The organism is uncultured Roseivirga sp. (genome assembly GCF_963973945.1).
Lineage (GTDB): Bacteria > Bacteroidota > Bacteroidia > Cytophagales > Cyclobacteriaceae > Roseivirga.
Genome location: NZ_CAXBBV010000020.1, coordinates 1 through 23,466 on the forward strand (window position 1 = coordinate 1; position 23,466 = coordinate 23,466).

19 protein-coding genes are annotated in these 23,466 nt (G+C 36.9%); 11 read left to right on the forward strand and 8 right to left on the reverse strand.

Annotated elements, in window-relative coordinates; all coding sequences use genetic code 11:
* Positions 1-261 precede the first annotated feature (261 nt).
* From AAC026_RS19225 to AAC026_RS19255, 7 genes are all read left to right on the forward strand, one after another.
* Positions 262-1,470, forward strand: coding sequence for a site-specific integrase (locus AAC026_RS19225; protein ID WP_031441912.1), 1,209 nt, complete (start codon positions 262-264; stop codon positions 1,468-1,470).
* A gap of 1,234 nt (positions 1,471-2,704) precedes the next feature.
* Positions 2,705-3,499 (forward strand): type IV toxin-antitoxin system AbiEi family antitoxin, encoded by a 795-nt coding sequence (locus AAC026_RS19230; RefSeq protein WP_339701563.1) that lies wholly within the window; start codon positions 2,705-2,707, stop codon positions 3,497-3,499.
* Positions 3,496-4,290, forward strand: coding sequence for a nucleotidyl transferase AbiEii/AbiGii toxin family protein (locus AAC026_RS19235; RefSeq protein ID WP_339701566.1), 795 nt, complete (start codon positions 3,496-3,498; stop codon positions 4,288-4,290). The genes AAC026_RS19230 and AAC026_RS19235 overlap by 4 nt, the downstream gene beginning before the upstream one ends.
* Positions 4,291-4,393: 103 nt before the next feature.
* A complete protein-coding gene (locus AAC026_RS19240; RefSeq protein ID WP_339701569.1) occupies positions 4,394-5,941 on the forward strand; it encodes a type I restriction-modification system subunit M in 1,548 nt (515 codons plus the stop codon).
* Positions 5,938-7,176 (forward strand): restriction endonuclease subunit S, encoded by a 1,239-nt coding sequence (locus AAC026_RS19245; protein WP_339701572.1) that lies wholly within the window; start codon positions 5,938-5,940, stop codon positions 7,174-7,176. The genes AAC026_RS19240 and AAC026_RS19245 overlap by 4 nt, the downstream gene beginning before the upstream one ends.
* A gap of 1 nt (position 7,177) precedes the next feature.
* Entirely contained in the window at positions 7,178-8,329 is a 1,152-nt protein-coding gene (locus tag AAC026_RS19250) for an AAA family ATPase (RefSeq protein WP_339701575.1), read from the forward strand.
* Between the two features lie 13 nt (positions 8,330-8,342).
* On the forward strand, positions 8,343-11,450 hold the full coding sequence (locus tag AAC026_RS19255; protein WP_339701578.1) for a type I restriction endonuclease subunit R: 3,108 nt from the start codon (positions 8,343-8,345) through the stop codon (positions 11,448-11,450).
* Positions 11,451-11,561: 111 nt separating this feature from the next.
* On the opposite strand, the gene AAC026_RS19260 is transcribed toward AAC026_RS19255, so the two are convergent.
* The 3 genes from AAC026_RS19260 to AAC026_RS19270 all read right to left on the reverse strand — a co-directional run bounded on the left by AAC026_RS19260 (position 11,562) and on the right by AAC026_RS19270 (position 13,677).
* Entirely contained in the window at positions 11,562-12,656 is a 1,095-nt protein-coding gene (locus tag AAC026_RS19260; protein ID WP_339701581.1) for an ImmA/IrrE family metallo-endopeptidase, read from the reverse strand.
* 33 nt (positions 12,657-12,689) lie between these two features.
* The gene (locus tag AAC026_RS19265; protein ID WP_339701583.1) at positions 12,690-13,106 is read right to left on the reverse strand and encodes a hypothetical protein; all 417 of its coding nucleotides are present in this window, start codon (positions 13,104-13,106) and stop codon (positions 12,690-12,692) included.
* A gap of 328 nt (positions 13,107-13,434) precedes the next feature.
* Positions 13,435-13,677, reverse strand: coding sequence for a helix-turn-helix transcriptional regulator (locus tag AAC026_RS19270; protein WP_339701586.1), 243 nt, complete (start codon positions 13,675-13,677; stop codon positions 13,435-13,437).
* Between the two features lie 130 nt (positions 13,678-13,807).
* Between AAC026_RS19270 and AAC026_RS19275 the strand changes: the two genes are divergently transcribed.
* From AAC026_RS19275 to AAC026_RS19290, 4 genes are read left to right on the forward strand one after another with little or no spacing between them, the layout of a single operon-like run.
* Complete coding sequence (locus AAC026_RS19275) at positions 13,808-14,218, forward strand: hypothetical protein (protein WP_339701588.1); 411 nt, start codon at positions 13,808-13,810, stop codon at positions 14,216-14,218.
* Positions 14,219-14,240: 22 nt separating this feature from the next.
* Positions 14,241-14,591 carry a hypothetical protein gene (locus AAC026_RS19280; protein WP_339701590.1) on the forward strand — a complete coding sequence of 117 codons (351 nt, stop codon included), beginning with the start codon at positions 14,241-14,243 and terminating at the stop codon, positions 14,589-14,591.
* Positions 14,592-14,608: 17 nt separating this feature from the next.
* Positions 14,609-14,953, forward strand: a complete 345-nt coding sequence (locus AAC026_RS19285; protein WP_339701593.1) for a hypothetical protein — start codon at positions 14,609-14,611, stop codon at positions 14,951-14,953.
* 42 nt (positions 14,954-14,995) lie between these two features.
* Positions 14,996-15,286, forward strand: coding sequence for a hypothetical protein (locus tag AAC026_RS19290; protein ID WP_339701596.1), 291 nt, complete (start codon positions 14,996-14,998; stop codon positions 15,284-15,286).
* Positions 15,287-15,423: 137 nt separating this feature from the next.
* Here AAC026_RS19290 and AAC026_RS19295 read toward each other — a convergent pair whose 3' ends face one another.
* The 5 genes from AAC026_RS19295 to AAC026_RS19315 all read right to left on the reverse strand — a co-directional run bounded on the left by AAC026_RS19295 (position 15,424) and on the right by AAC026_RS19315 (position 23,466).
* Positions 15,424-16,992 carry a RagB/SusD family nutrient uptake outer membrane protein gene (locus AAC026_RS19295; protein ID WP_339701599.1) on the reverse strand — a complete coding sequence of 523 codons (1,569 nt, stop codon included), beginning with the start codon at positions 16,990-16,992 and terminating at the stop codon, positions 15,424-15,426.
* Positions 16,993-17,007: 15 nt separating this feature from the next.
* Complete coding sequence (locus AAC026_RS19300) at positions 17,008-20,187, reverse strand: TonB-dependent receptor (protein WP_339701602.1); 3,180 nt, start codon at positions 20,185-20,187, stop codon at positions 17,008-17,010.
* Positions 20,188-20,307: 120 nt separating this feature from the next.
* Positions 20,308-21,276 (reverse strand): PmoA family protein, encoded by a 969-nt coding sequence (locus AAC026_RS19305; protein WP_339701605.1) that lies wholly within the window; start codon positions 21,274-21,276, stop codon positions 20,308-20,310.
* A gap of 5 nt (positions 21,277-21,281) precedes the next feature.
* Positions 21,282-22,130 (reverse strand): sugar phosphate isomerase/epimerase family protein, encoded by an 849-nt coding sequence (locus AAC026_RS19310; RefSeq protein WP_339701608.1) that lies wholly within the window; start codon positions 22,128-22,130, stop codon positions 21,282-21,284.
* 58 nt (positions 22,131-22,188) lie between these two features.
* On the reverse strand, positions 22,189-23,466 hold the full coding sequence (locus tag AAC026_RS19315; protein ID WP_339701611.1) for an MFS transporter: 1,278 nt from the start codon (positions 23,464-23,466) through the stop codon (positions 22,189-22,191).

Below are 23,466 nucleotides of genomic sequence, written 5' to 3' on the forward strand. Positions count from 1 at the left end.
TTTCTATAAAAAGCTCCCCCTCTTGGGCTCGAACCAAGGACCCTCTGATTAACAGGCGCTAAAGACGTGTTTTCATGTAGTGCCATTTAGCTACTTATGTATTGATTATCAATGTTTTATGAAAATTTGTTTTGTATTTAGAAATACAATTTTTATATTTAATAACCCATTTGTTGTCCCTATGTTGTCCCCAATTCTATCATATGCAACGGGATATATAAGGGTTTATTAGTTTAAATGTTGTCCCCAAATATATAAAATATGATTACACTTAAAATCGTTCTCAAGAAAAAATTGTTATCGGATGGAACCTATCCCGTCTGTTTGCGGGTAACAAAAGAAAGGCAATGTAGGCACTACAAAACACCGTTCAATGCAAAATTGGATGAATGGATAGATTCCACAGGAAGTTTCAATAAAAGAAATCCTAACCATGTTCAATTCAACAGACTACTTGTAAAGTTCAAAGAAAGAGCTTACCAAATTATAACTGATTTAGAAATCGAAAATCCCGATTACAGTATACAGGAATTTGATTCTAGATATAGAGTTACATTTAACCCAGTAAGCAATGATGTTTTCGCTTTTTTTGATGAGATTATTCAGGAAATGACCTTTGCTGGACGCATAGGCAATGCAAAATCCTACAAAGATGCCAAAACCTCGGTTCAAATTTTTCATAAAATGAAGAAGTTAAATTTTAGAGAGGTAAACCCCGCATTTTTAAGTAAATACGATGCCTTTCTTAGGTCCCGTGGTGGTACAGATGGTGGCGTTGGTGTAAAAATGAGGGCTATAAGGGCATTGTTTAACAAAGCCATAGAGCGGGGTGTAATAAAAGAAAGCTTATATCCCTTTAAAACCTATAAAATATCAAACTTAAGAGGTAAAGGATTTAAACGTGCTTTGGATTTTGAAGAGATTATGCGCATCATCAATTTAGATTTGTCAGACCATCCGCACTTAATAGATTGTAAGAACTATTTTGTTTTTAGCTTCTATACCAGAGGAATGAATTTTGCCGATATGATGTGCTTGGAATGGAAAGATGTTGAGGCTAACGTCATCTATTACACTAGAGCGAAGACCAAAGGAAACTTCTCCATAGCCATTATGCCCCCAGTTCGGAAAATTTTGGACTATTATCGAGTTCACGGCTATGGCAACAAATATGTATTCCCCTTATTGTTTCGCGAAGACTATACCCCCACCCAACTTGCTGATAGGAAACATAAAATGCTCGGTATTTACAATAAGGAGCTCAAAGAGATCGCCAAACTATGTAATATCACGAAAAATGTCAGCAGTTATGTAGCCCGACATAGTTTTGCCAATTGCCTCAAGCAGAAAGGTGTGGCTACCGATGTCATTAGTGAATCATTGGGACATCAGAATTTAGCGGTTACACAAGCCTATCTAAAAGAACTGGATACTGAGATTGTGGATAAGGCGCTTGAGGTGTTGTTATAGTCCAAAACAAATAGTTTAGCGAAAAGACAAGCTAAAATGATTGGATGCAGGTACTTTTTACTATTGCAAAATATCGCGAAAATTTGCAATAAGAATAATGTTAATGCAAAATATCCTATGTTTTTACAATAAGCAACTTACTAATGCAAATACTCACTAACTTTTCAAAGCGAACAATTAATAGAAAAAAATAGCATTGAAATAACTTCATAAATGAAATCCTTTTTGCGATATTCCATCATAACCGTTCATTTTTTTATAATGTTCATGGACAATGAACAGTCAAAATGAATGAACACGGACAATTTTACTAAAATCTCTTCAAGCTATTTTCAAGTCCATATCACTGTAACCTGAAAATGCAAGCAATTCTGTTGCCCGGCATAGTTTTACCAATTGCCTCAAACAAAAAGGTGTTGAAACAGATGTCATTAGCCAATCACGATTTGCATGCCAACTTGTGAATGATTTATCATTCATTAAGATTCAATTTTATATTTAATACATGAATTATCCTTCAGTATAAATTATTTAACAATCTAATTTCAGTAATTTCGAAGTAATAGGGCCATGTTTTTATCAGCGGTCCTGAGGAGATTGAAAAATCCAGAAGTTTTACAACTTCCGCAGGGACTTGGATATCCTTATCTCCCATTTAGCTTTTCCCGAATCCAATTCATTGATATCCCTTTCCGCTTTGGTGTAGGGTTAGCCAAAAATAGACTCTACCTTGTTGATACTTTAGATATGGCGGTTTAAGGCCAGTTCAATTTAAAGCCGACGATTGCATAAAGTAATTAATGGCAATTGCACATGTTTTTCATACCAATTTAAGATTTGCGCACGTTCTTTTGTGTTGGCGCAAATTTTCCTAGTTTCATTTGAATATTACTTATAATTGCTTTTATCTTAACGTTCACTTTTCAATTATTTCGCTTTTTCATGTTACATGAAAATAGTGCAAAAGTGAAAAACGGTGGAATTTTATAAACTAAAAGACATTTTTGAAATCTTAGATTTTAGGCTAAATACATAGCCATCACAGGCCCTTCATTAACAACTTCTGATTATTAGACTCCGGCCTTTACCTAGCCAATCTTAAAGAGTTAGATACTGATATTGTAGAAAAAGGTCTGGAAGTATTATTGAAGTTCAACAACTCAATTAAAAATACTTTAGTAGAAATGCGAGATAATTAGTAATTATTACTAACTTTCTCGGAAAATTACTATAATTGTATCTCGCCGATTTCATAAAAGAAAAACTCTCACTTGAAGAATACTCCTTTTCCAAGGATGAGCTCCAAGAGGTGATCCAGAAAGATAAGGAGGATCTAACAACGGATTTATCATACTTAACTAAAAAAGGGGATATTATTCCGCTAAGAAGGGAATTTTTTCTCATTATCCCCCCTAGGTACTCGAAACAGACCAAACTGCCGATTCAATTATATAGCGAAAAGCTATTTAAATACTTAGAAAGGCCCTATTATATCGGTTTATACTCCGCAGCAAAATTTCATGGTGCAAGTCATCAGCAAATTCAGCGTGATTATATAATTACTACAAAGCCAACCCTATTGGACATAAACAAAGGGGCATTGGATATACGTTTTTTTACTACCACCAATTGGCCTGAAAAAAATATCCTTACTAAAAAATCGGATGCTGGAATTTTCAAAATTTCAGATTCAGTATTGACCGCTGTGGACCTAATTCACTATCAAAATAAATTGGGCGGATTGAATAGAATGCTCTCTGTCCTAGAAGAGCTTATGGACAATATCACCTACTCCAATTTATCAGATTTATTGTCCTGGTATCCGCACAAAAGCACTTTACAAAGATTGGGGTATTTCATTGATGGATTCGAAAACGATGATGAGGAATTAGTACAATTACTTACTGAATATTTCAAAAAAATAAAATATTATCCCATCTTGCTCAACCCATCATCCAAAAAAAGTGCTGGAGCCGTAACTAATTTTTGGAAAGTTGATGTAAACATCAAACTAGAGAGCGATATATGATTCCAAGACCCTACATAGCAGCCTGGCAAGAACATGCCCCATGGAAATCATTTTCACAAGTAGAACAAGATTTGGTCATTAGCAGAACCCTGGTAGCGTTATTTTCCGATGATTATCTTAGAGAGAATTTAGCTTTTAGAGGCGGCACGGCATTACACAAACTATACCTCCACCCCGCACCTAGATATTCTGAAGATATTGATTTGGTTCAAATTAAGGAAGGCCCCATCAAACCAATTATGGAGCGTATCGGGGAGGTAATTACTTTTTTTGAGGAACCCCGAAATACCAAAGTCAGCGGTCATGGAGCAAAAGCGTTTTATAGATTTACTTCGGAATACGAAGACATACGGTTACGCCTCAAATTAGAAATTAACTGCAAAGAGCATTTTAATGTACTGCCATGGGTAGAGTTTCCTTATGGAGTGAAAAGCGATTGGTTTACAGGGCGTGCAAACATTAGAACTTATAACATCAATGAACTTCTTGGCACCAAGCTACGCGCGTTATACCAACGTAGTAAAGGCCGGGATTTATTTGATTTGGACTTTGCTAAATCGCATCTGGAATTAGACTATGGCCTTATTCTTAAATGCTTTAAAGAATATATGAATTTTTCGGTTGGCAGAACCCCTAGCCAAAAAGAGTTTTTATTAAATATGGAACTAAAGGAAAATGACCCTAACTTTACAGGGGATATGGAGGCTTTATTGAGACCGGAGATTGAATATGAACAAGAAGCTGCATTTGAGTGGTTAAAAAATGAATTAATATCAGAACATAACAAATGAAAACAAATAATTACCCTATTTATAATAAGTATTATTTTACCACGACATAAGAATTAGAAAATCAGAATTCCAGCATCTGTCAATAATAATTTAGAAATAACGAATGACAAGCACAAACCAAAGAGCAGAATTACAATCAAAAATATGGAGAATAGCCAATGATGTACGTGGCTCAGTAGATGGATGGGATTTTAAACAGTTTGTGTTAGGTACACTGTTCTACCGTTTTATCAGTGAAAATTTCACCAACTACATTGAAGGCGGTGATGAAAGCGTGAATTACCCAAGCCTTTCAGATGATGTAATTACTCCTGAAATAAAAGACGATGCTATAAAGACAAAAGGCTACTTTATCTATCCAAGTCAACTTTTTGTCAATGTTGCCAAAACAGCAAATACAAACTCAAATCTCAATACGGACTTAAAAGCCATTTTTGATGCTATCGAAAGTTCGGCAAATGGCTATCCATCTGAGCAAGACATCAAAGGATTGTTTGCTGATTTTGATACAACTAGTTCACGACTTGGTAATACCGTTGAAAACAAAAACAGCCGATTAGCATCTGTTATCAAAGGTGTTGAAGAGTTGAATTTCGGAAAATTTGAAGAAAATCAAATTGACCTTTTTGGTGATGCTTATGAATTTCTAATTGGTAATTATGCCGCCAATGCAGGAAAATCAGGCGGTGAATTCTTCACTCCTGTTCACGTTTCCAAACTCATTGCTCAATTGGCAATGCATGGTCAAACAACCGTGAACAAAATTTATGACCCAGCCGCAGGTTCAGGATCTTTACTTCTGCAAGCCAAAAAACATTTTGACAACCATATCATTGAAGAAGGTTTTTTTGGGCAAGAAGTAAACCATACGACATACAATCTTGCTCGTATGAATATGTTTTTGCACAACATCAATTACGACAAGTTTAATATTGTATTAGGGGATACTTTAAGGAACCCACAGTTACATGATGAAAAGCCCTTTGATGCCATTGTATCTAATCCACCCTATTCTGTAAAATGGATTGGTGATGCCGACCCTACAATGATTAATGATGACCGTTTTGCTCCTGCTGGTGTTCTTGCTCCTAAGTCAAAAGCCGATTATGCTTTTGTGCTGCATGCACTGAGTTACTTATCTAGCAAAGGACGGGCTGCCATTGTTTGTTTCCCTGGTATCTTCTACCGTGGTGGTGCAGAACAGAAGATTAGAAAATACTTGGTAGATAACAACTATGTGGAAAGTGTTATCTCCTTAGCTCCTAATCTTTTCTACGGAACATCAATAGCTGTAAACCTTCTTGTACTTTCCAAACATAAAATCGAAAATAAAACCCAATTTATTGATGCCAGTGGTGAAGATTTCTTTAAGAAAGTAACCAATAACAATGTGATGACCGATAAACACATTGCTAAGGTCATGGATATATTTGATAGCAAAGAAGAGGTGGCACATGTTGCAACCTCGATTGACAATACTAAGATTGCCATAAACGACTATAATTTATCTGTTAGCTCTTATGTAGAAGTTAAAGATAATCGAGAGAAAATTGACATCGTAAAGCTGAACAATGAGGTGTCAAAAACGGTGGAGAAAATAAATAAGCTTCGTGCAGATATTGATACAATAATAAAGGAGATTGAGGCATGACCTATTTAGATAAAGTATTAGAAAATATTGAATTTGAGTGGAAAAGTCTTGGAGAAATTGCAACATTTAGACGAGGGTCATTTCCTCAACCTTACGGCAAGAGTGAGTGGTATGACGGAGAAGGTGCGATGCCTTTTGTTCAAGTTGTAGATGTTGGTACCGATATGCAACTTGTTCAAAACACAAAAAAGAAAATCTCCAAGTTGGCTCAACCTAAAAGTGTATTCGTTCCAAAAGGCACTGTAATTGTAACTCTACAGGGTAGTATTGGTCGGGTTGCTATTACACAATATGATTCCTATGTAGACAGAACTTTAGCAATATTTGAACGATTTGATATTGAAATAAATAAAAAATATTTTGTTTATCAACTTGAAAAAATATTCAAGAAAGAAAAAGAAACAGCACGAGGAAATATAATAAAGACGATAACTAAGGAGGATTTTAAAAATTTCCTAATCCCAATTCCAACTCTGGATGTCCAAACTGAGATAGTTCGTGTTTTGGACATCACTACGAGGCTTACTTCGGAAATTACTTCAGAGCTTACTACAGAGCTTACAGCACGTAAGCAGCAGTACAGTTATTATCGTGAGCAATTATTCAGTAATAAAATCGAAAAAGTTGAATGGAAGGCTTTGGGTGAAACTGGGGAGTTAGTTCGTGGGAATGGCTTGCCAAAAACTGATTTCACAGAAACAGGAGTACCTGCTATACATTATGGACAGATTTACACTTATTATAAAACATTTACATCTGAAACCAAATCTTTTGTTTCCCCTCAGACTGCTAAAAAGCTTAAAAAGGTCAATACTGGTGACGTAATCATCACAAATACAAGTGAAAACCTTGAGGATGTAGGAAAGGCAGTTGTATATCTTGGAAATGAAACGGCTGTAACTGGAGGACATGCTACCATTTTTAAACCAGGTAAATCTATCACAGGAAAGTATTTTGCGTATTATACACAAACTTTGATATTCCATAAAATGAAAAGTAGATATGCTAAAGGGACTAAAGTTACTGATGTATCTGCAAAAGATTTAGCAAAAATAATAATGCCTATTCCTTTATTAAAGGAACAAGAACGTGTCGTTTCTGTTCTAGATAATTTTGATATGCTTACAACTACAATTAGTGAAAATCTTTCTAAAGAGATAGAGCTTAGACAACAGCAGTATGAATACTATCGAGATATGTTACTAACATTTCCAATGGAAAATATAGAAGAATAGTATGGGAGATTCCTTACCAGAAATAGCGCAAACACTCAGAGATGCAGATAAAAAAATGCAGTTAATCTATGCATTTAACGGTTCTGGAAAAACACGTTTGTCTCGTGAATTCAAAAAATTGATAGCACCAAAAGACCCTGATACAGAAGATGAATCTGGCATCAAAGTGCTTTACTATAATGCATTCACCGAAGATCTGTTTTATTGGGATAATGATTTGGATAACGATACAGATAGGAAGTTGAAAATCCAGCCCAATGGTTATACCAGTTGGATACTTGTAGAACAAGGACAAGAACCAAATATATCGACCCATTTTCAACGCTACACTAACGATAAACTAACACCAAGTTTTAACGAGCAGTTTACGTTTAAGGATAAGTACGATAAGGATATAATTGTTCCCGCTTATTCAGAAGTTCGTTTCTCATTTGAAACCGGAGATGATTCAGGTTCTGAATTTGTTAAGATTTCCAAAGGAGAGGAAAGCTGTTTTATCTGGAGTGTTTTTTACAGCTTGCTAGAGCAAACAATTAGTGTTTTAAATGTCTTAGAAGTAGCTGAGCGAGAAACAGATCAATTTAATTACTTGCAATATGTATTTATTGACGACCCAGTAAGCTCCTTGGATGATTCACACCTAATTGAATTAGCAGTAGATATTGCTACGTTAATTAAGTCAAGTACTTCTGAATTAAAGTTCATTATTACTACTCACAATCCATTATTCTACAATGTGCTCTTCAATGAATTTAATCGAGTTAAGAAAACGAAGAAATGGCGTTTAGAAAAGCTAATTGACGGTACGTTCTCACTTGTCGAGCAACCAAAAGACTCGCCTTTCTCTTATCATCTCTTTCTTTTAGCTGAACTGGAAAAGGTTATTGAATCGGGTGACATTCAAAAATATCACTTCAATTTTTTGCGGAATTTATTTGAGAAGACTTCCACTTTTCTCGGCTTCAACAACTGGGAAGAACTGTTACCTCAAGAATCGAGACAAGCTTATTATAACAGAATAATAAACCTGTCCAGCCATTCAAAGCACAATGGAGCAGAAATCTCAATTATAGAAGAAAATGACAAGAGAGTACTGAGTTTTTTGGTGGGAGAAGTTAAAAGAATGTACGGTTTCAAGTCCGCAATTATTTAAGTATAAAAAGAAAATGGCAGCATATAAAACCATAGCGGAATCAAACAATTTCATTGTACTCGACAAATACACAAAGTACTCTGAGGTGAATGAAGCTTCTGTAAGCTATCAGACAGAATCAGCACTTGAGAGAGAGTTTATACAAGACTTGGTCAATCAAGGATATGAAAACCCTACAAACCTAAAAACCCTTGAAGCAATGCTGTCTAATGTAAGAGTACAGTTGCAAGCTCTTAATGACATGGAATTTAAAGAAGGTGAGTGGGCTCGTTTTGTTGAGGAGTATCTAGATAAACCTGGAGACAACATTGTAGATAAGACCAGAAAAATTCACGATAACTATATCTATGATTTTGTTTTTGATGATGGTCATATCCAAAACATCTATTTACTTGATAAGAAAAACATCGTTCGTAATAAGGTTCAGGTAATCTCACAATTCGAGCAGAAAGGAACGCATGCCAATCGCTATGATGTGACCATTTTGGTAAATGGTTTGCCTATGGTGCAAGTCGAATTAAAAAAGCGAGGAGTTGCTATTCGTGAAGCTTTCAATCAAGTACATCGCTACAGCAAAGAAAGCTTCAATAGTGAAAACTCTCTTTTTAAGTACTTGCAGGTATTTGTAATATCTAACGGTACTGACAGCCGATATTTTGCCAACACGGTAAAACGGGATAAAAACAGCTTTGACTTTACCATGAACTGGGCTAAAGCTGATAATTCCTTGATAAAGGATTTAAAGGACTTTACCCTTACATTTTTTGAAAAGCGAACGCTACTAAATGTATTGGTCAATTATTCCGTATTTGATATAAGTGATACGCTTCTTATCATGAGACCGTATCAAATAGCAGCTACAGAAAGAATTTTATGGAAAATAGAAAGCTCGTATCATGCTAAGAAATGGTCAACAAATGAAAGTGGCGGTTTCATTTGGCATACTACGGGTTCGGGTAAAACCCTTACCAGTTTTAAAGCAGCAAGACTTGCTACCCAACTTGATTTTATTGACAAAGTATTCTTTGTAGTAGACCGCAAGGATTTGGACTTTCAAACCATGAAAGAGTATCAGCGCTTCTCTCCTGATAGTGTAAACGGTTCAGAGAGTACAGCAGGTTTAAAGCGAAATATTGAAAAAGAAGATAACAAGATTATAGTCACCACCATTCAGAAACTGAACAATCTGATGAAAAGTGAAGGTGATTTGAATATTTATCAAAAACAGGTGGTATTCATCTTTGATGAAGCACACCGTTCACAATTTGGTGAGGCTCAAAAGAATCTTCAAAAGAAGTTCAAAAAGTATTTTCAATTTGGCTTTACTGGAACACCAATCTTCCCTCAAAATGCTTTGGGCTCTGAAACCACAGCAAGCGTTTTTGGACGTGAATTACACTCCTACGTTATTACAGATGCTATTAGAGACGAGAAAGTTCTCAAATTCAAAGTAGACTATAATGATGTCCGTCCTCAGTTCAAAGGAATTGAAACAGAAATTGACGAAAAGAAATTAAGTGCAGCAGAAAACAAAAAAGCCTTGCTCCACCCTGTTCGTATCAAAGAAATATCACAATACATCTTACAGAATTTCAGGCAAAAAACACATAGAACAAGAGGAGGCAATACAGGTTTCAATGCCATGTTTGCCGTTAGTAGTGTTGATGCGGCCAAGTGCTATTATGAGGAACTGAACAATCTGCAAATTGACAGTGAAAAGCCTTTGAGAATAGCCACTATCTTTTCATATGCTGCCAACGAAGAACAAAATGCCATTGGTGAGATAGTTGATGAAACGTTTGAGCCTTCAGCAATGGATCAGAGCGCAAAAGAATTCTTGACCAAAGCTATTAACGACTATAACACCATGTTTAAAACCAGTTATGGCGTCGAAAGCAAAGAGTTTCAAAACTATTACCGTGACCTTGCTAAAAGAGTAAAAAGCAAAGAGATTGACCTAATTATCGTAGTAGGAATGTTCCTCACAGGTTTTGACGCACCGACTTTGAACACATTGTTCGTTGATAAGAACCTTCGTTATCATGGTTTGATGCAAGCGTTCTCTCGTACCAATCGAATTTATGACGCTACTAAAACATTTGGTAACATAATTACATTCCGTGATTTAGAAAAAGCTACTGTTGATGCCATTACGCTGTTCGGAGACAGTAGTACCAAAAACGTAGTATTAGAAAAAAGCTACAAGGAATATTTAGAAGGCTTCACAGACATTGCAACAGGAGAGGCACGAAGAGGATACATTGAAGTGGTAAACGAGCTAAACCAAAAGTTTCCGAACCCAGATGCGATAGCTACCGAAAAAGACAAAAAGGACTTTGCAAAGCTATTTGGCGAATACTTACGAGTAGAAAACATACTCCAGAACTATGATGAGTTCACTAACCTTAAAGCCCTGCAATCAATAGATTTGAACGATCCAAAATCTGTTGAAGATTTTAAAGAAACGCACTTTGTAACAGATGAAGACATAGCAGCAATGCAAAAGATTGAATTGCCTGCTGATCGTACAATTCAAGATTATCGTTCGACTTATAATGATATTCGTGATTGGCTAAGAAGAGAAAGAAGCGGTAAAGAAGCCGAAGAATCAACAATTGATTGGGATGATGTTGTCTTTGAAATAGACCTTTTAAAATCACAAGAAATAAATCTTGATTACATTCTTGAACTAATCTTTGAACACAACAAGAAAACTAAGGACAAAGCCTCATTAATTGAGGAAATCCGTAGAGTTATTCGTGCGAGTATCGGTAATAGAGCAAAGGAAAGTTTAGTGGTGGATTTCATTAATGAAACCGAACTTGATTCTATTCAAGATAAAGCGAGCATTATTGATTCTTTCTTCACTTATGCACAAGGGAAACAGCAAGCTGAGGCGACTGAATTAATAACAGATGAAAATCTAAATGAAGAATCAGCAAAGCGATATATTCTTGCTTCGTTAAAGCGGGAATATGCCAGTGAAAATGGCACAGAGCTTAATGCATTATTGCCAAAGATGAGTCCATTAAACCCTCAGTATTTGACAAAAAAACAAAGCGTATTTCAAAAGATTTCTTCGTTTGTAGACAAATTTAAAGGTGTTGGAGGGCAGATATGAATCCCGACACAAAGCACACACATTGCCAAGTCGCACAAGCAGAAGTTTAGTCCTAAACATGGCAACTTCCAACCATTGTTACTTCGTTTCTAATTGTGCCAATATGAGAAATCAATAGTTAAACAAATTTATTTTTCTTTTAAGGTTATTGAATTCATGATAAGGAAGATACCCCATATGTTGTAATCTTCCCACGATTACTCCTGGAGGAATTTCAAACATATCTGCAACTTCCAAAATTTTCTGCTCATTTAATGGAAAAGAATTCAATATTGCCTTCAAAGCCATTTGATGCACTAACATTTTTGCAGCGAACGTATTGGCCTCATCTTCTTTTTCTTGATCTATTTCTGTGCCTTCTAGATTTTCAAGGAAAATATCCTTTTTCCCGTGCAGGATTATATGCCCTGCCTCATGAAAAAATGTAAACCAAAAATGATCATCTGTTTTAAACCTTCCAGATAATTGAATAATGGGTTTGTTATGAAACCATCGAGTAGCCCCACTAATAGGTGCCTTAGGCAAGTTAGGTGTATAAACTAAAGCCACACCACATGCAGCACAAATTTTTTGCAGTTGAATATCGAAATCTTCTGGCTGCTCATAGGCCAGTTCTTTTACAACAAATAAGTTTTCCCTAAACCGCTTTTTGTCAAATTCTAGAACATTTAATTGTTTAGCCTGTAGCTCACCCATACGCAGCCATGCTGAAACCGCATGTGGATTCTGAGTATTTGCTAAGGAAACCCTAAAAGCTACTGATACTTCTTCATGCACATAAATTCGAGTCCATTCATCGGGAGTAGCTACACCGAAAAATTTCAGCATAGCTACGACCTGTTCATGCTTTTCTCGTGTATTAGGAAGCCATCCAAATCTTTTCATTTGTGGAATGGGAAAGTTTTGAAGCCATCCGACACAACCTTCATAAAAAGCTTGTTCTTCTAACTCAAACAATTCTCGTCTGTACTCTTTTTCACGATTTAACCAAAAACTAGCGGGTATTCCTAAAACTTTTTCTAACTGAAAAGCGGTATTAGTGCTAATAGGTTCTCGCCCTTTTATAACATCATTCACTTTTTCCTTGGGCCGGCCCATACGTTCCGCAAGCTCTGCTTGGCTCATTCCCATGATGTCGATGGTTTCTTGTATTGTATCTCCAGGTGGAGAAAGGAATTCTTTTGCTTGTTCAATTGTGGTACTCATTCTGTGGTCGACTTTTATATGGTGGACTTAATTTTAATGATAATCTTCAATCCTGTTAATCTGGATTTTCGTAACGGACTCCCAATCAAGGCCTCCGTCTTCCTTTTCAGGAAATGGGTCGTGGTTTGGTTCAAAAATTAATCTATAGTTTGGGGAAATATTTACTGCAAGCTCTCCTTTATTTATTCCGCTTAACTCATGGCAATGTGCAGCTGGCAATAGACGCATTATAGAAAGAGTTTCGGCGGATTTAAGGTCATTTAAACGTTGGTTAATCTTACGCGCTAATTTTCCATAACTCCTACCAAGTTCGCGTGGGCTGGTTAATTGTTTTTCTAGTTTTTTGGTCTTGTAGCTAATTTCCACAAAAATACAAATATTATTAACGTAAAGAGTTAACAAAAATACAAAAAAATAAATGTAACGTGCATTTATAAATTCAATTTTCAATATGTGACCCCAAATCGTTTATCCTCATTTTACCAATCACAGGTCCTCTCCCATTTTTGTAGTATTTCAGGAGTATAATCGTAAGTTAAAAACCGCAAAGTTTACACATAATTATCTAATTTTGGGAAGCATTCATTCATTCTCTCAGAACAAGTAACTGCGCGTGGGCGAAGATAAAGGCATGGGCATTTTTCTATGCCCCATGCTTTTAACAGTGGTTCCGAGGGGGTTGGAAAACTTTTGGGCTTTTCAACTCCCGCAGGAACTGGTTCAAGACTGGTTCAATAATTTCACTTTGGTATAATATAGAAAATCTTCAGAGGACCCCCTACTCTTTTCGTAGTTTAAGCCCCTTGCAAACCTCGTTCAATAATTCACTCGGATCCACATCGATGGCCAAGGCTATTAAATACAACTCCTTTACTCTTAATTGAGTATTTATATTGTTCGAAAGTTCGCTCAACCTTGTTTTACTAATACCCGTTTTACGGGATACATCTGAGCGATTCACGGATTTTTTGGCAAAGTAAAGGCCCAATTCAGTCATGGATTTGTCCAATTTTAAGAACATAAAGTTAGTTCATAGGATAAAATTTTCCGATTTTCTAAATTTTGATTTGCAATTTTATCTTGTTATATGTATATTAGTTCCGATATTCGGACAATATGTTCTTATTTTATCAAACTCTAATACGCAAAGAATGGAAAGCCAAAATTATTGGGAAAATCGTGAACCCTCAAAGGAAGCCACTTTTGTTAATGAGGACGCTTCAAATGAGGAAAAAATGAAATTAGATGAGGATATAACCTTGGATAAAATAAGCGAATTGGCCAAGGAGCATTTCCATACCTTAAAGCGCTACCCCTCCAAAAAGGAACTTTATACCGTAAACCTTATTACAGACGGGTATCTGGAAACCTCCTTTATGATTTCTAGTTTATTAAAGGTATGCATCACAGCATTGGATGCGGAACGCACTCCAAATAGTGTTGTTCCAGAACCCGAACAGAATATTCAAGAAGTACTCGGGTATATACTCAATATGATACCCTATGAGGAAATGGAATTTCTTGACAAGATCCGGAATTTACTTCCTGATTTGAAAACCTAATAATAACCCTAATAAACAGCTTATGAAAAAGAAAAAATTAAAGACTTTTAACGACATCCATAAACTGCACCAAAATCTTATGAGGCTTTTAAAACAAGATCCAGCTAATCCCTTAGGAAATCATAAGGTATTCTTGGAGGTTAAGGACAACAATGATCTGCTGTTGAACATAGCAAGCCTTCTGGAAGTATGTGTATTTGCTCTGGACGGGAACGGAATGCTATTGTCCCCGAACAATCAAAATGTCACCAAACATGACAGCGTTTGTAGAGTCCTGGAACTGGTCCTAAATATATTGCCACACAGTCAAATGGATTTTTTGGACTACGTAACCGAAAAGCTGAATGGTTTGAACAATGCCAAAACAACATAATCCAAAAATGTGCATCTATGAACCGTAACGAAGAAAAACTAATCAATAGCCTAAAACATCAGGCAATGGACCACCATCCTACACTAAAGCCCCACTCCTTCTTTAAAAATAAGTTTGAGGTCAGTCTCTTTTATGTGGACAACCATGTAGACCTGGTATTGACCGTCCGAGCCATGCTTTACCTGGCCATGAAGGTAATGGATCCAGAACTAATTGACGATATCAATGATAGATATGAAAAGGAGTATATCCGTCAAATACTAACAATTGCCAATAGGTTATTGCCACAAGGAGAGGAAGCACTCTTGGATGATCTTAACCTTTATTATAGGGAAGAGAAACTAAGAGAGGGTTTAACATAATAGTAAAATACAACTATGGGAATAAAAAAGAAACAATTAAAAATGTTGAAGGAATCAGCACGGTATAAACTAACAACATTGCACACCTCTGATATACACAAGAATAAATTTAAAGCTTCGTTCCTCCAGTTTGATGGCTATACGGATCTGTTTAGCACCCTAGAGTCCTTGATAAACGTTTGCATTTTGGCCAGCCATGTGGAAGGGGATTCTAATGATCCCGGACTGGATATTCGGAAAACGCTGGAATTGGCAAATAAACTTTTACCTTTTGATGAAGGAGAGTTTCTGGATGAAGCCTACGGTCTTTTTGTTCAGAACAAATTAAAGTGATTCTTACTAAGAATCTTATTCTCAATCATAATTTTTTTTGCAGTTGGTTTAAATACAAATAAAAACCGATGCCATATAGACACCGGTTCTTAAACTAACTCAACAAATAAACTAACTACTTAAAATATTAACTCAGACTAATAACCATTTCCAGTTATTTCTGGGTTTCTGTCTTTTACCCTTGTCGCTATTGGAAGTAATAAATGTTTTTCTTGAAAAGTAGCTCCATAAGGATTTACCGAACCAACTACATTCGTAAAACTCACCTCTCCTGGGTTAGTTTCTGAAGTGATAGGATATAATCTTGTTCTTTGAATGTCCGACCAAGTCTTAAAAATCAAGGGTAATTCTCTAAGTCTTTCTTTCCATACCTCTTCCACAAATTGCTCCTTTGTAAGTGCTGCCAATTCAGATTCAATTTGATTTCGATCTGTCTGCCAGTACCCACGGCTTCTCACATCGGCAAGATATCCAACCGCTTCACTAGTTACTCCTTCTGATTGTGCTATTCCTTCCGCTGCAATTAAGAGTACCTCCGAATAAAGATTGATGTTAATATTTTTGCCTCCCCTACCGGTTTCGAACAAAGCAACTTCATCATACCAAGTATAAGGAGCCCAGTTACCATCGAAATCATACACTTCTCCATTACGCTCGATTGAGTTATGCCAAATCTGACGATTCTGAATCCTAATGTCCAGACTGGGATCATACACTCTTAAATATTCATCCAACGGTCTATAAACAATCCAAACATCACCTGGAATTACATCGGGTACAGCGGCATACTTAGGTAACGTAAGCTGATAATAACTTGTCCTTCTATACTGCTCATCTGCTTCTATGGAAAATACAAATTCGTTTTCGGTCTCCGAATTACGCATTACGTTAAAGGCGCTTTCCTCGGCAGTATTCCCATTAGGAATAAGTGAATAATTTCCACTTGTAATAATTAGCTTGGCCGCCTCAGCTGCCCTAGCATAACTTTCGGTCCCTCCTTGTAGTGGATAACCAGCCTTCTGCAGCTGTACATTAGCTAAGGTCACAGCCACGGCTCCTTCAGTAATTCGATAGCCATTCGAATGAAATGGAAGATCGGACAATCCACCATTATCAATTGCCCACTCCAGGTCTTCGATTATAAAGTCGTATACCAGATCGGACGAGGTACGGGCCACATATATATTATCCAAATTCTCCGATGGTTCAGTTACCAAAGGAACATCGCCAAAATCCCTGACCAAAGCAAAATAATTGAATGCCCTAAAGAATCGCGCCTCCGCTAAGAGAAGATTTGCTTCTTCCGTCGATAGTCCTGGAACATCAGGAATATATTTTATAGCTGTATTGGCCTTGGCAATAGCGTCATAGGCATCCCTCCAATAATTAAAAAGATACTCATCCATATTATTGGGGTTCAACGTTAAGTTATTCGCTTCAAAAGGTCCTGGACGTTCGGTACGTTCATTCTCAAAAAAGCCAGATAAATATCCTCCCAACATTGCATTAATTTGAAAATCACCGGAAATATATCGCTGTAAAGCTCCTATGCCATAAAGTGAATTGACAACGGACCTAACGTCATCCGGTTCATTAAAATATTGATCTACAGAAATCTGGTTTTTTGGATTTTCTTCAAGAAATTTATCACATGAACAAATTAGAAGAATCAAAAACGATGATAATAATATTGCTGTTTTTTTCATGATTATTGTCTTTTTTTAGAATTTCACGGCAAGCCCCATGGTTAATGTCCTTGCTTTTGGATAAGAATAAAAGAATATGTTTTGTCCAAAATTTGAACTATCCCACTGTCCATTCGATTCAGGATCATATCCTTTAAAATCTTTAGATTGTATGACAAAGGCGTTTTCCAGACTCAAATTCATCCTAAAGTGTTTTAATCCCAAAGCGTCTAGTACATTATTGTTAAAGTTGTACCCCAAAGAAATTAAATTGGCTCTGAGATATGATCCGTCAGCTACCCAATGGCTATCCACAGCCAAGTCCTGACCTGAAATTACAGTATGTCGTATAATAGGAACGGAAGTATCTTGATTGTTAGGTGTCCAGCCATCATAAAGTTGTGTTTTAAAACCATTCGTCAATGCTTGTCGATCTTCTGCCGTCGTAACAAATTGTTGCAATATGTCCGCTCCATAAGAAAACTGCATATCTACGATGGCATCAAATCGTCCAAAAGTAAACTTGTTGATTAAGCTACCCCTATAATCTGGTAATCCTTTTCCAATAATCTGTTGATTATCACTTCTCTTGATTTGTCCAGGTAATTTACCTAAAGCCGCTGCTTCATCTGCCTCATCAGTACCGTAGGTTCCCAATCTCACTTGACCCCAAAAAGAGCTAACCGGCTCTCCTACCCTCAAAACGGTCTGACTTCCGCCAACCCAAAATGGACCGGGAAAGATATCTTCATCATTCTCTCCTAAGGCTTCAACCCTGTTTTTATTATAATTTACAGAAAAGGAAGTATTCCATGAAAAGTTCGGAGTTTCCAAATTTCTTGTGGTAATCAATAAATCAACCCCTCTATTGGAAACTTCTCCTATATTATCGGTAATTGAAGTAAAACCAGTAGTTGAAGGTATGGGTCTATCTAATAATAAATCTGTAGTCAATTTGTAGTAGTAGTCGGCTTCAACAGATAATACATCATTGAATGCTCTTAAATTCAAACCGACGTTAACCTGACTACTCCTTTCCCATTTAAGGTCAGGATTGGCCAATCTGGTAATTTCACTGGTAGACCTAAGTTCACCTCCTATCAAATTAGTTCCTGAACTTATTGTGGCCAATGAATTAAAAGATCCTATCTCAGTATTTCCGGTAACACCATAGGAGGCTCTAAGTCGCAACATATTAATTGCCTTAACCTCTGACATAAAGTCCTCTTCGGAAACAAACCAAGACACACCACCAGACGGAAAAAATGCGTACTTATTATTGTCACCAAATCTGGAAGAACCATCCATACGACCTGTAATAGTTGCTGTGTATTTGCCATTATGTGTATAATTACCCCTAAAAAAATAGGAATTCATAGACCAATCTGTATAGTCAGACTGTGCCGGATTAGTAATTTCAGCAACACCTAAATTGTTGTACTTAAAAAAATTATTTTTAAATCCTGTCACTGAGGAGCTATTTTGATCTTGGGTAAATTCCTGCCAACTGGCACCTAACATAGCTTTAAAATTTCCTGATTCGAATTCTTTGTCGTAGGTTAAAAAGTTTTCGTTCTGCCAAAATGTAGAATTCAGATTGGTAATGGATGCCCTTCCATCTGGAAAGCCCATAGTTAAAATATTGGTTGGGCCATAGTACCTATTTTTTAAACCCCTATTGACCAGTCCGAATTGGGACCTGAACGATAATTCCGGAGAAAGTTTTAAGTCGACAAAGATATTCCCATTGATATTTGTCCTATTATTCAAGTTTTCAACCTCATTAAGAACCGAAACAGGGTTGGGTGCACCTTCTAGAATAAGACTCGTGCCTTGGGTTTGGGTCGAATTCGAATAAGTACCATCCGGCCATCTTATTGGGAAAATAGAGGGGAACTCATGTATGGCTCGTGATATAGCTGAAACCCCGCTACCCTCAACCTCAGGAACATTCTCCCATACATGATTTAAACGAAGTATTAATCCTGTTGAGAGCCAATCGTTGAGATCAACATCATACGATAATTTCATATCAGCTCTTTTCAAATATGAGTTTAGAATGATACCGTTCTGATCTGTATAGTTAAGAAAAAGACCTGTTGAAGAATTCTCACTACCAGAACGAATACTGACATGATGGTCTTGCGAAAAGGCTGTTCTTGTCACCTCTTTTTCCCAATTGGTATCATACAAAGGGTTACCATTGCTATCAAAGAGAAGATCGTTATTCAATACCAAGGTCGGCTCTTCACCAGGTGCATAGTCCCTGAAATAAGGAGCATTCTCAACAGCAATTCTTTGAACATCCATAAATTCTGATGAATTCATAGCCCTATACTTGGAATTTCTTTTTTTGGCCAACCTGCCAACACTTAAATTGGATTTATACTCTACTATAAGGCCTTTACCTTCCAACCCTCCTTGAGTCGTAATCAATACTACCCCGTTCGCACCCCGTGCTCCATATATAGCAGCTGAAGAAGCGTCCTTTAAAACTTCCATACTTACAATATCGCTTGGATTTAAATAGTCAATATTGTCGGTTTGAACCCCATCCACAACGTATAATGGTTGTGTAGAGGCATTGATGGTCCCTTGTCCCCTGATCAGAACTTTATTGTTCCCCCCAGGAGCACCAGAATTTGAAAAAACGGTTACCCCTGCAATTTTACCTCTAAGGTTTTGAAGTGGGTTAACACTTGGCTGTTGAGCTATATCTTCACTTGTAATCATCCCCACTGACCCGGTAATTTCACTTTTTTTCGAGGTTCCATAACCCACAACTACTACCTCATCCAACGAAGATGCCTCGGGCATTAGCTGAATGTTAATCTCTGTAGCGTTTTCGACAGCTATCTCCTTGGTACCATATCCAATATAGGACACCACCAATATGTTTGCATCCCCTTCATAGCTTAGAGTGAATTTTCCATCAAAATCTGTCTGAGCTCCTTGTATTGTACCTTTTACTACTACTGATGCTCCTGCTAAGGGGTTCCCACTCTCATCAATTACGGTACCAGTAATTATATTCTGAGTTTTAATTATTCCAAATAAATTAATTCTTTCTGTCAATTTATTTTCCATAATCCCATCTTCTATCTTGGGATGAGCTAAGCCTGCGAACAAACTGAAAACTGCCAAAAAAATAGTCAGTTTAAAGTTTAAATTAAATTTGGTCACATCAAAGACATGACATTTTTGAAGTTTTTCCATAAGTTCATATTGTTTAAAAGGTTATCAAGTGATTATTTATTATTCATACTAATAAAAGGTAGCCCTGAGGCTTTCCTTGTTTACTTGGTAAATTCAGTATACCCACATCTAAAATGGGTTTTAAAAATTTTCGAATTGCCTTAATTGTTCATTTGATCTTTTTCCATCATGTACCAAAACCAAATAGTTCAGTAATAATGACTCCCCTTTATTAAGATCCATCGGTCCATCGAACAATATAGAAGGTGTAAAAAATGCATGTTCACCCTTTGCAAACCAAACATAATAGGGAGATGGAAATCTAGGATTGTCTGGAGAATCAAAAATGGTCAATCCTACATAATCTTCCGAGCCCATTACTTTTGCTGTCATATCCATCCAGCGCTCTTTTTCTCCGTAACCAGTAATATCATCGTTGTTGACCCATCCTGAGGATGTAGTAAATTGGTGACCTACCAAAGAATCAGAAGCTCTAAACGATAGACCCGCATATCCACCCCATTCAACACCACCATGTTTTGCAGGTTTCTCAAGGTAAAGACGTATATCCTCCAAAATTTCAAATCTTTGATGAAATTTAATTGTATAATCCTCCGTGTTCTGGGGGGAACCGATCTCAACAACGCGTTCTTCTTCTATAAGCGCAATTCCCTTTTCCTCATATGCAATATGTAAAGTAATCTTGGCCGAGAAGTTTTTATATTTATCAATACTTACAGACTTGACAATACTTCTACCTTCAGCCACACCTTTATCAGGATCTTCCTCCCAATAGTTAACACCATTAATATCCTTCCAGGAAAACCATAGCCCCCTATGCCACGGATGGTCCTTTGGCCTTTCCAATGTTAGGTTATACCCTTTGGGAGTTCGTAAGGGATGAAAATAAGGCTTGTCCTGTTCTGAATCGAAATTTAACCTCCACAAGATCCTATTTTCACCATTTAGTAAAGTAAGGGACTTGTCCGTTTGTTCCCATTTCCAAGTAGGCTGGTTATTCTTTTTAGAACCGGAGTCTGCAGTACCAAAACCACACGAACCCAAAACGAATAAAATGCCCAACAGAAAGACGTAGCTATATAGTTTCATAAGTATTAATCTTTAATCAGTCTATTTCCTAGAACCTTTTCCAAGAACTTTATACTTCTTTCAGCCTCATCAATCTTTCCACACTCCACACTCAGAAATATTTCTCTGTCAATTGGTTCTAGAATTTCAAATACCTTATCCCAATTCACCATGCCTTCCCCACATGCACAACCAACAGGTGTACCTGTAACACTACCTCTTTCCATCTCACTTTGTTCCATACTTATATCTTTAGCATGGATATGGTAAACGCTGTCACGTACATGCATGAGCCCATCATAGGGGTCTTCAACACCTGCCAAATAAGAGTTTCCGGTGTCCCAATTTACCTGAATCCATGGTGATTTAACTAAGTTGACAATTTGCATCAACCCCTCAGCAGTTTTGGTATAAATTCCGTGAGGTTCAATACATAAATAGACCTTATGCCTTCTTGCAACCATTTCAGCTTTTGTCAACGTATAATTCATAGCCTCAAAAGCCATCTTATCATCCATCCAATCATCCTTTATCATTTCATCACTATTGACGAACCTGGCACCGCATGCATCTGCCAAAATAATGGATCGTGTAAGTCTTGATACTGCTGCCTCCGGTTTCATTAATGGACTATGACCACTTATACTACTTACTTTGATACCGTGAGAATCACATATTTCTTTCATAAGTAAAGTGTCTTCTTCCATGGAAAAGGAATGAAAATAGTCTACCTCACTTAAAAGGCCCCATCCGGTATGGACCATAGGCTCAATATACTTATATCCTAATTCGGCGGCTATTTTAACCCCTTCCCTAAAACTTTTATCAGCACTTCGGCAGTACTCCATATTTAAACTAATTCTAAATTTTGCCATTATTTATATTGATTATTAATTAATTATTCTTGTTGATATCAGTATCCCATAAAAAGGCTCAGATTTCATTTGGAACCATAGTCCGTCGTTTCTTCCTTATTAAAAACAGGATGCCAAAAGCCAAAATTAGAATTGCAGGAAGTATTGATGCATACATTAATGTATCCGACCCTGCAATTACTTTTGCTTCATTTAAAATATTATGATTGTAACTCCCAACTTCCGCGTTTAATATTTCTTGATAATTTACCCCTTTTGGTATAGCATTAGATAATTGTGATTCATAGACTCTTCCAAATATTGGCATGATCAAAGCTGTGGAAAGTAACCCAACCGATCCCATTATAGATAAACCCAATGGTCCTGATTTAGGAATATTCTCTGAGACAAACCCGATCATTGTGGGCCAGAAAAAACATATCCCAACCGCAAATACACCTGCCGCGAGAAAAGAAACGTATCCTTGGGCAAGGCCAAGCCACTGAAGTCCGATAAATGAAAAAACAGCCGAGAAAAACAACAAACCAGTACTTGACGTTCTCTTCAAAATTGCCCCAGCATTGTACCTGCCAATTGCCATAATGCCATTAATGAATACCAATAGTAAAATTGAAGGAACACCAACAGCTGACAACAGCTCGGCGATCCATTGGTTTGTTCCCAATTCGGTCGCTCCGGTAAGCAACATACAAAACACCATAAAAATAAATAACGGGCCAAAGCATGCCCGGATCATCTCCGAAGTGCTAACTCCCATGGTTACTCTCTCCGATTTAGGAAACTTTTGACCTAAGAACATAAAACCATAGAAAAGAGTAGGTGGAATCATTACTGCCATTTGTATTTTCCAACCAAAATCCAAAAGCGTACATCCATAAGCAATTACACCCCCTATAACTATCCCCATAGGAAACCAAATATGCCAATCGTTTATCTTTTTCGCCTTTTCATTGGTATACATACTACTAACCATTGTATAACTCGCAGATTCAATAAAACCATTAGCTAATCCCACCAACAATGTGGATAGGAATAAGGACCAATAACCAACTGATAGGATGGTAAGTATCAGCCCGAGTATGTGACCTAAAAATGCTATCCAATACATCAAACGAATTCCTACTATATCACAAATGGCACCTCCTATGAGCATGGACACAGTAAAACCCCAAAATGCGGCAGAAGCAATCTCCCCTATTTCGCTAAGTGACAGTCCAAACTCCTCGCCCAATGGTCCCAATAGATTGGCCCTAATGGCAAATGTCATTGCCGTTACAACCAAAGCGATACTGGCTGCTGTAAACAATCTTGATTTATTTAGTACATATGTATCCAT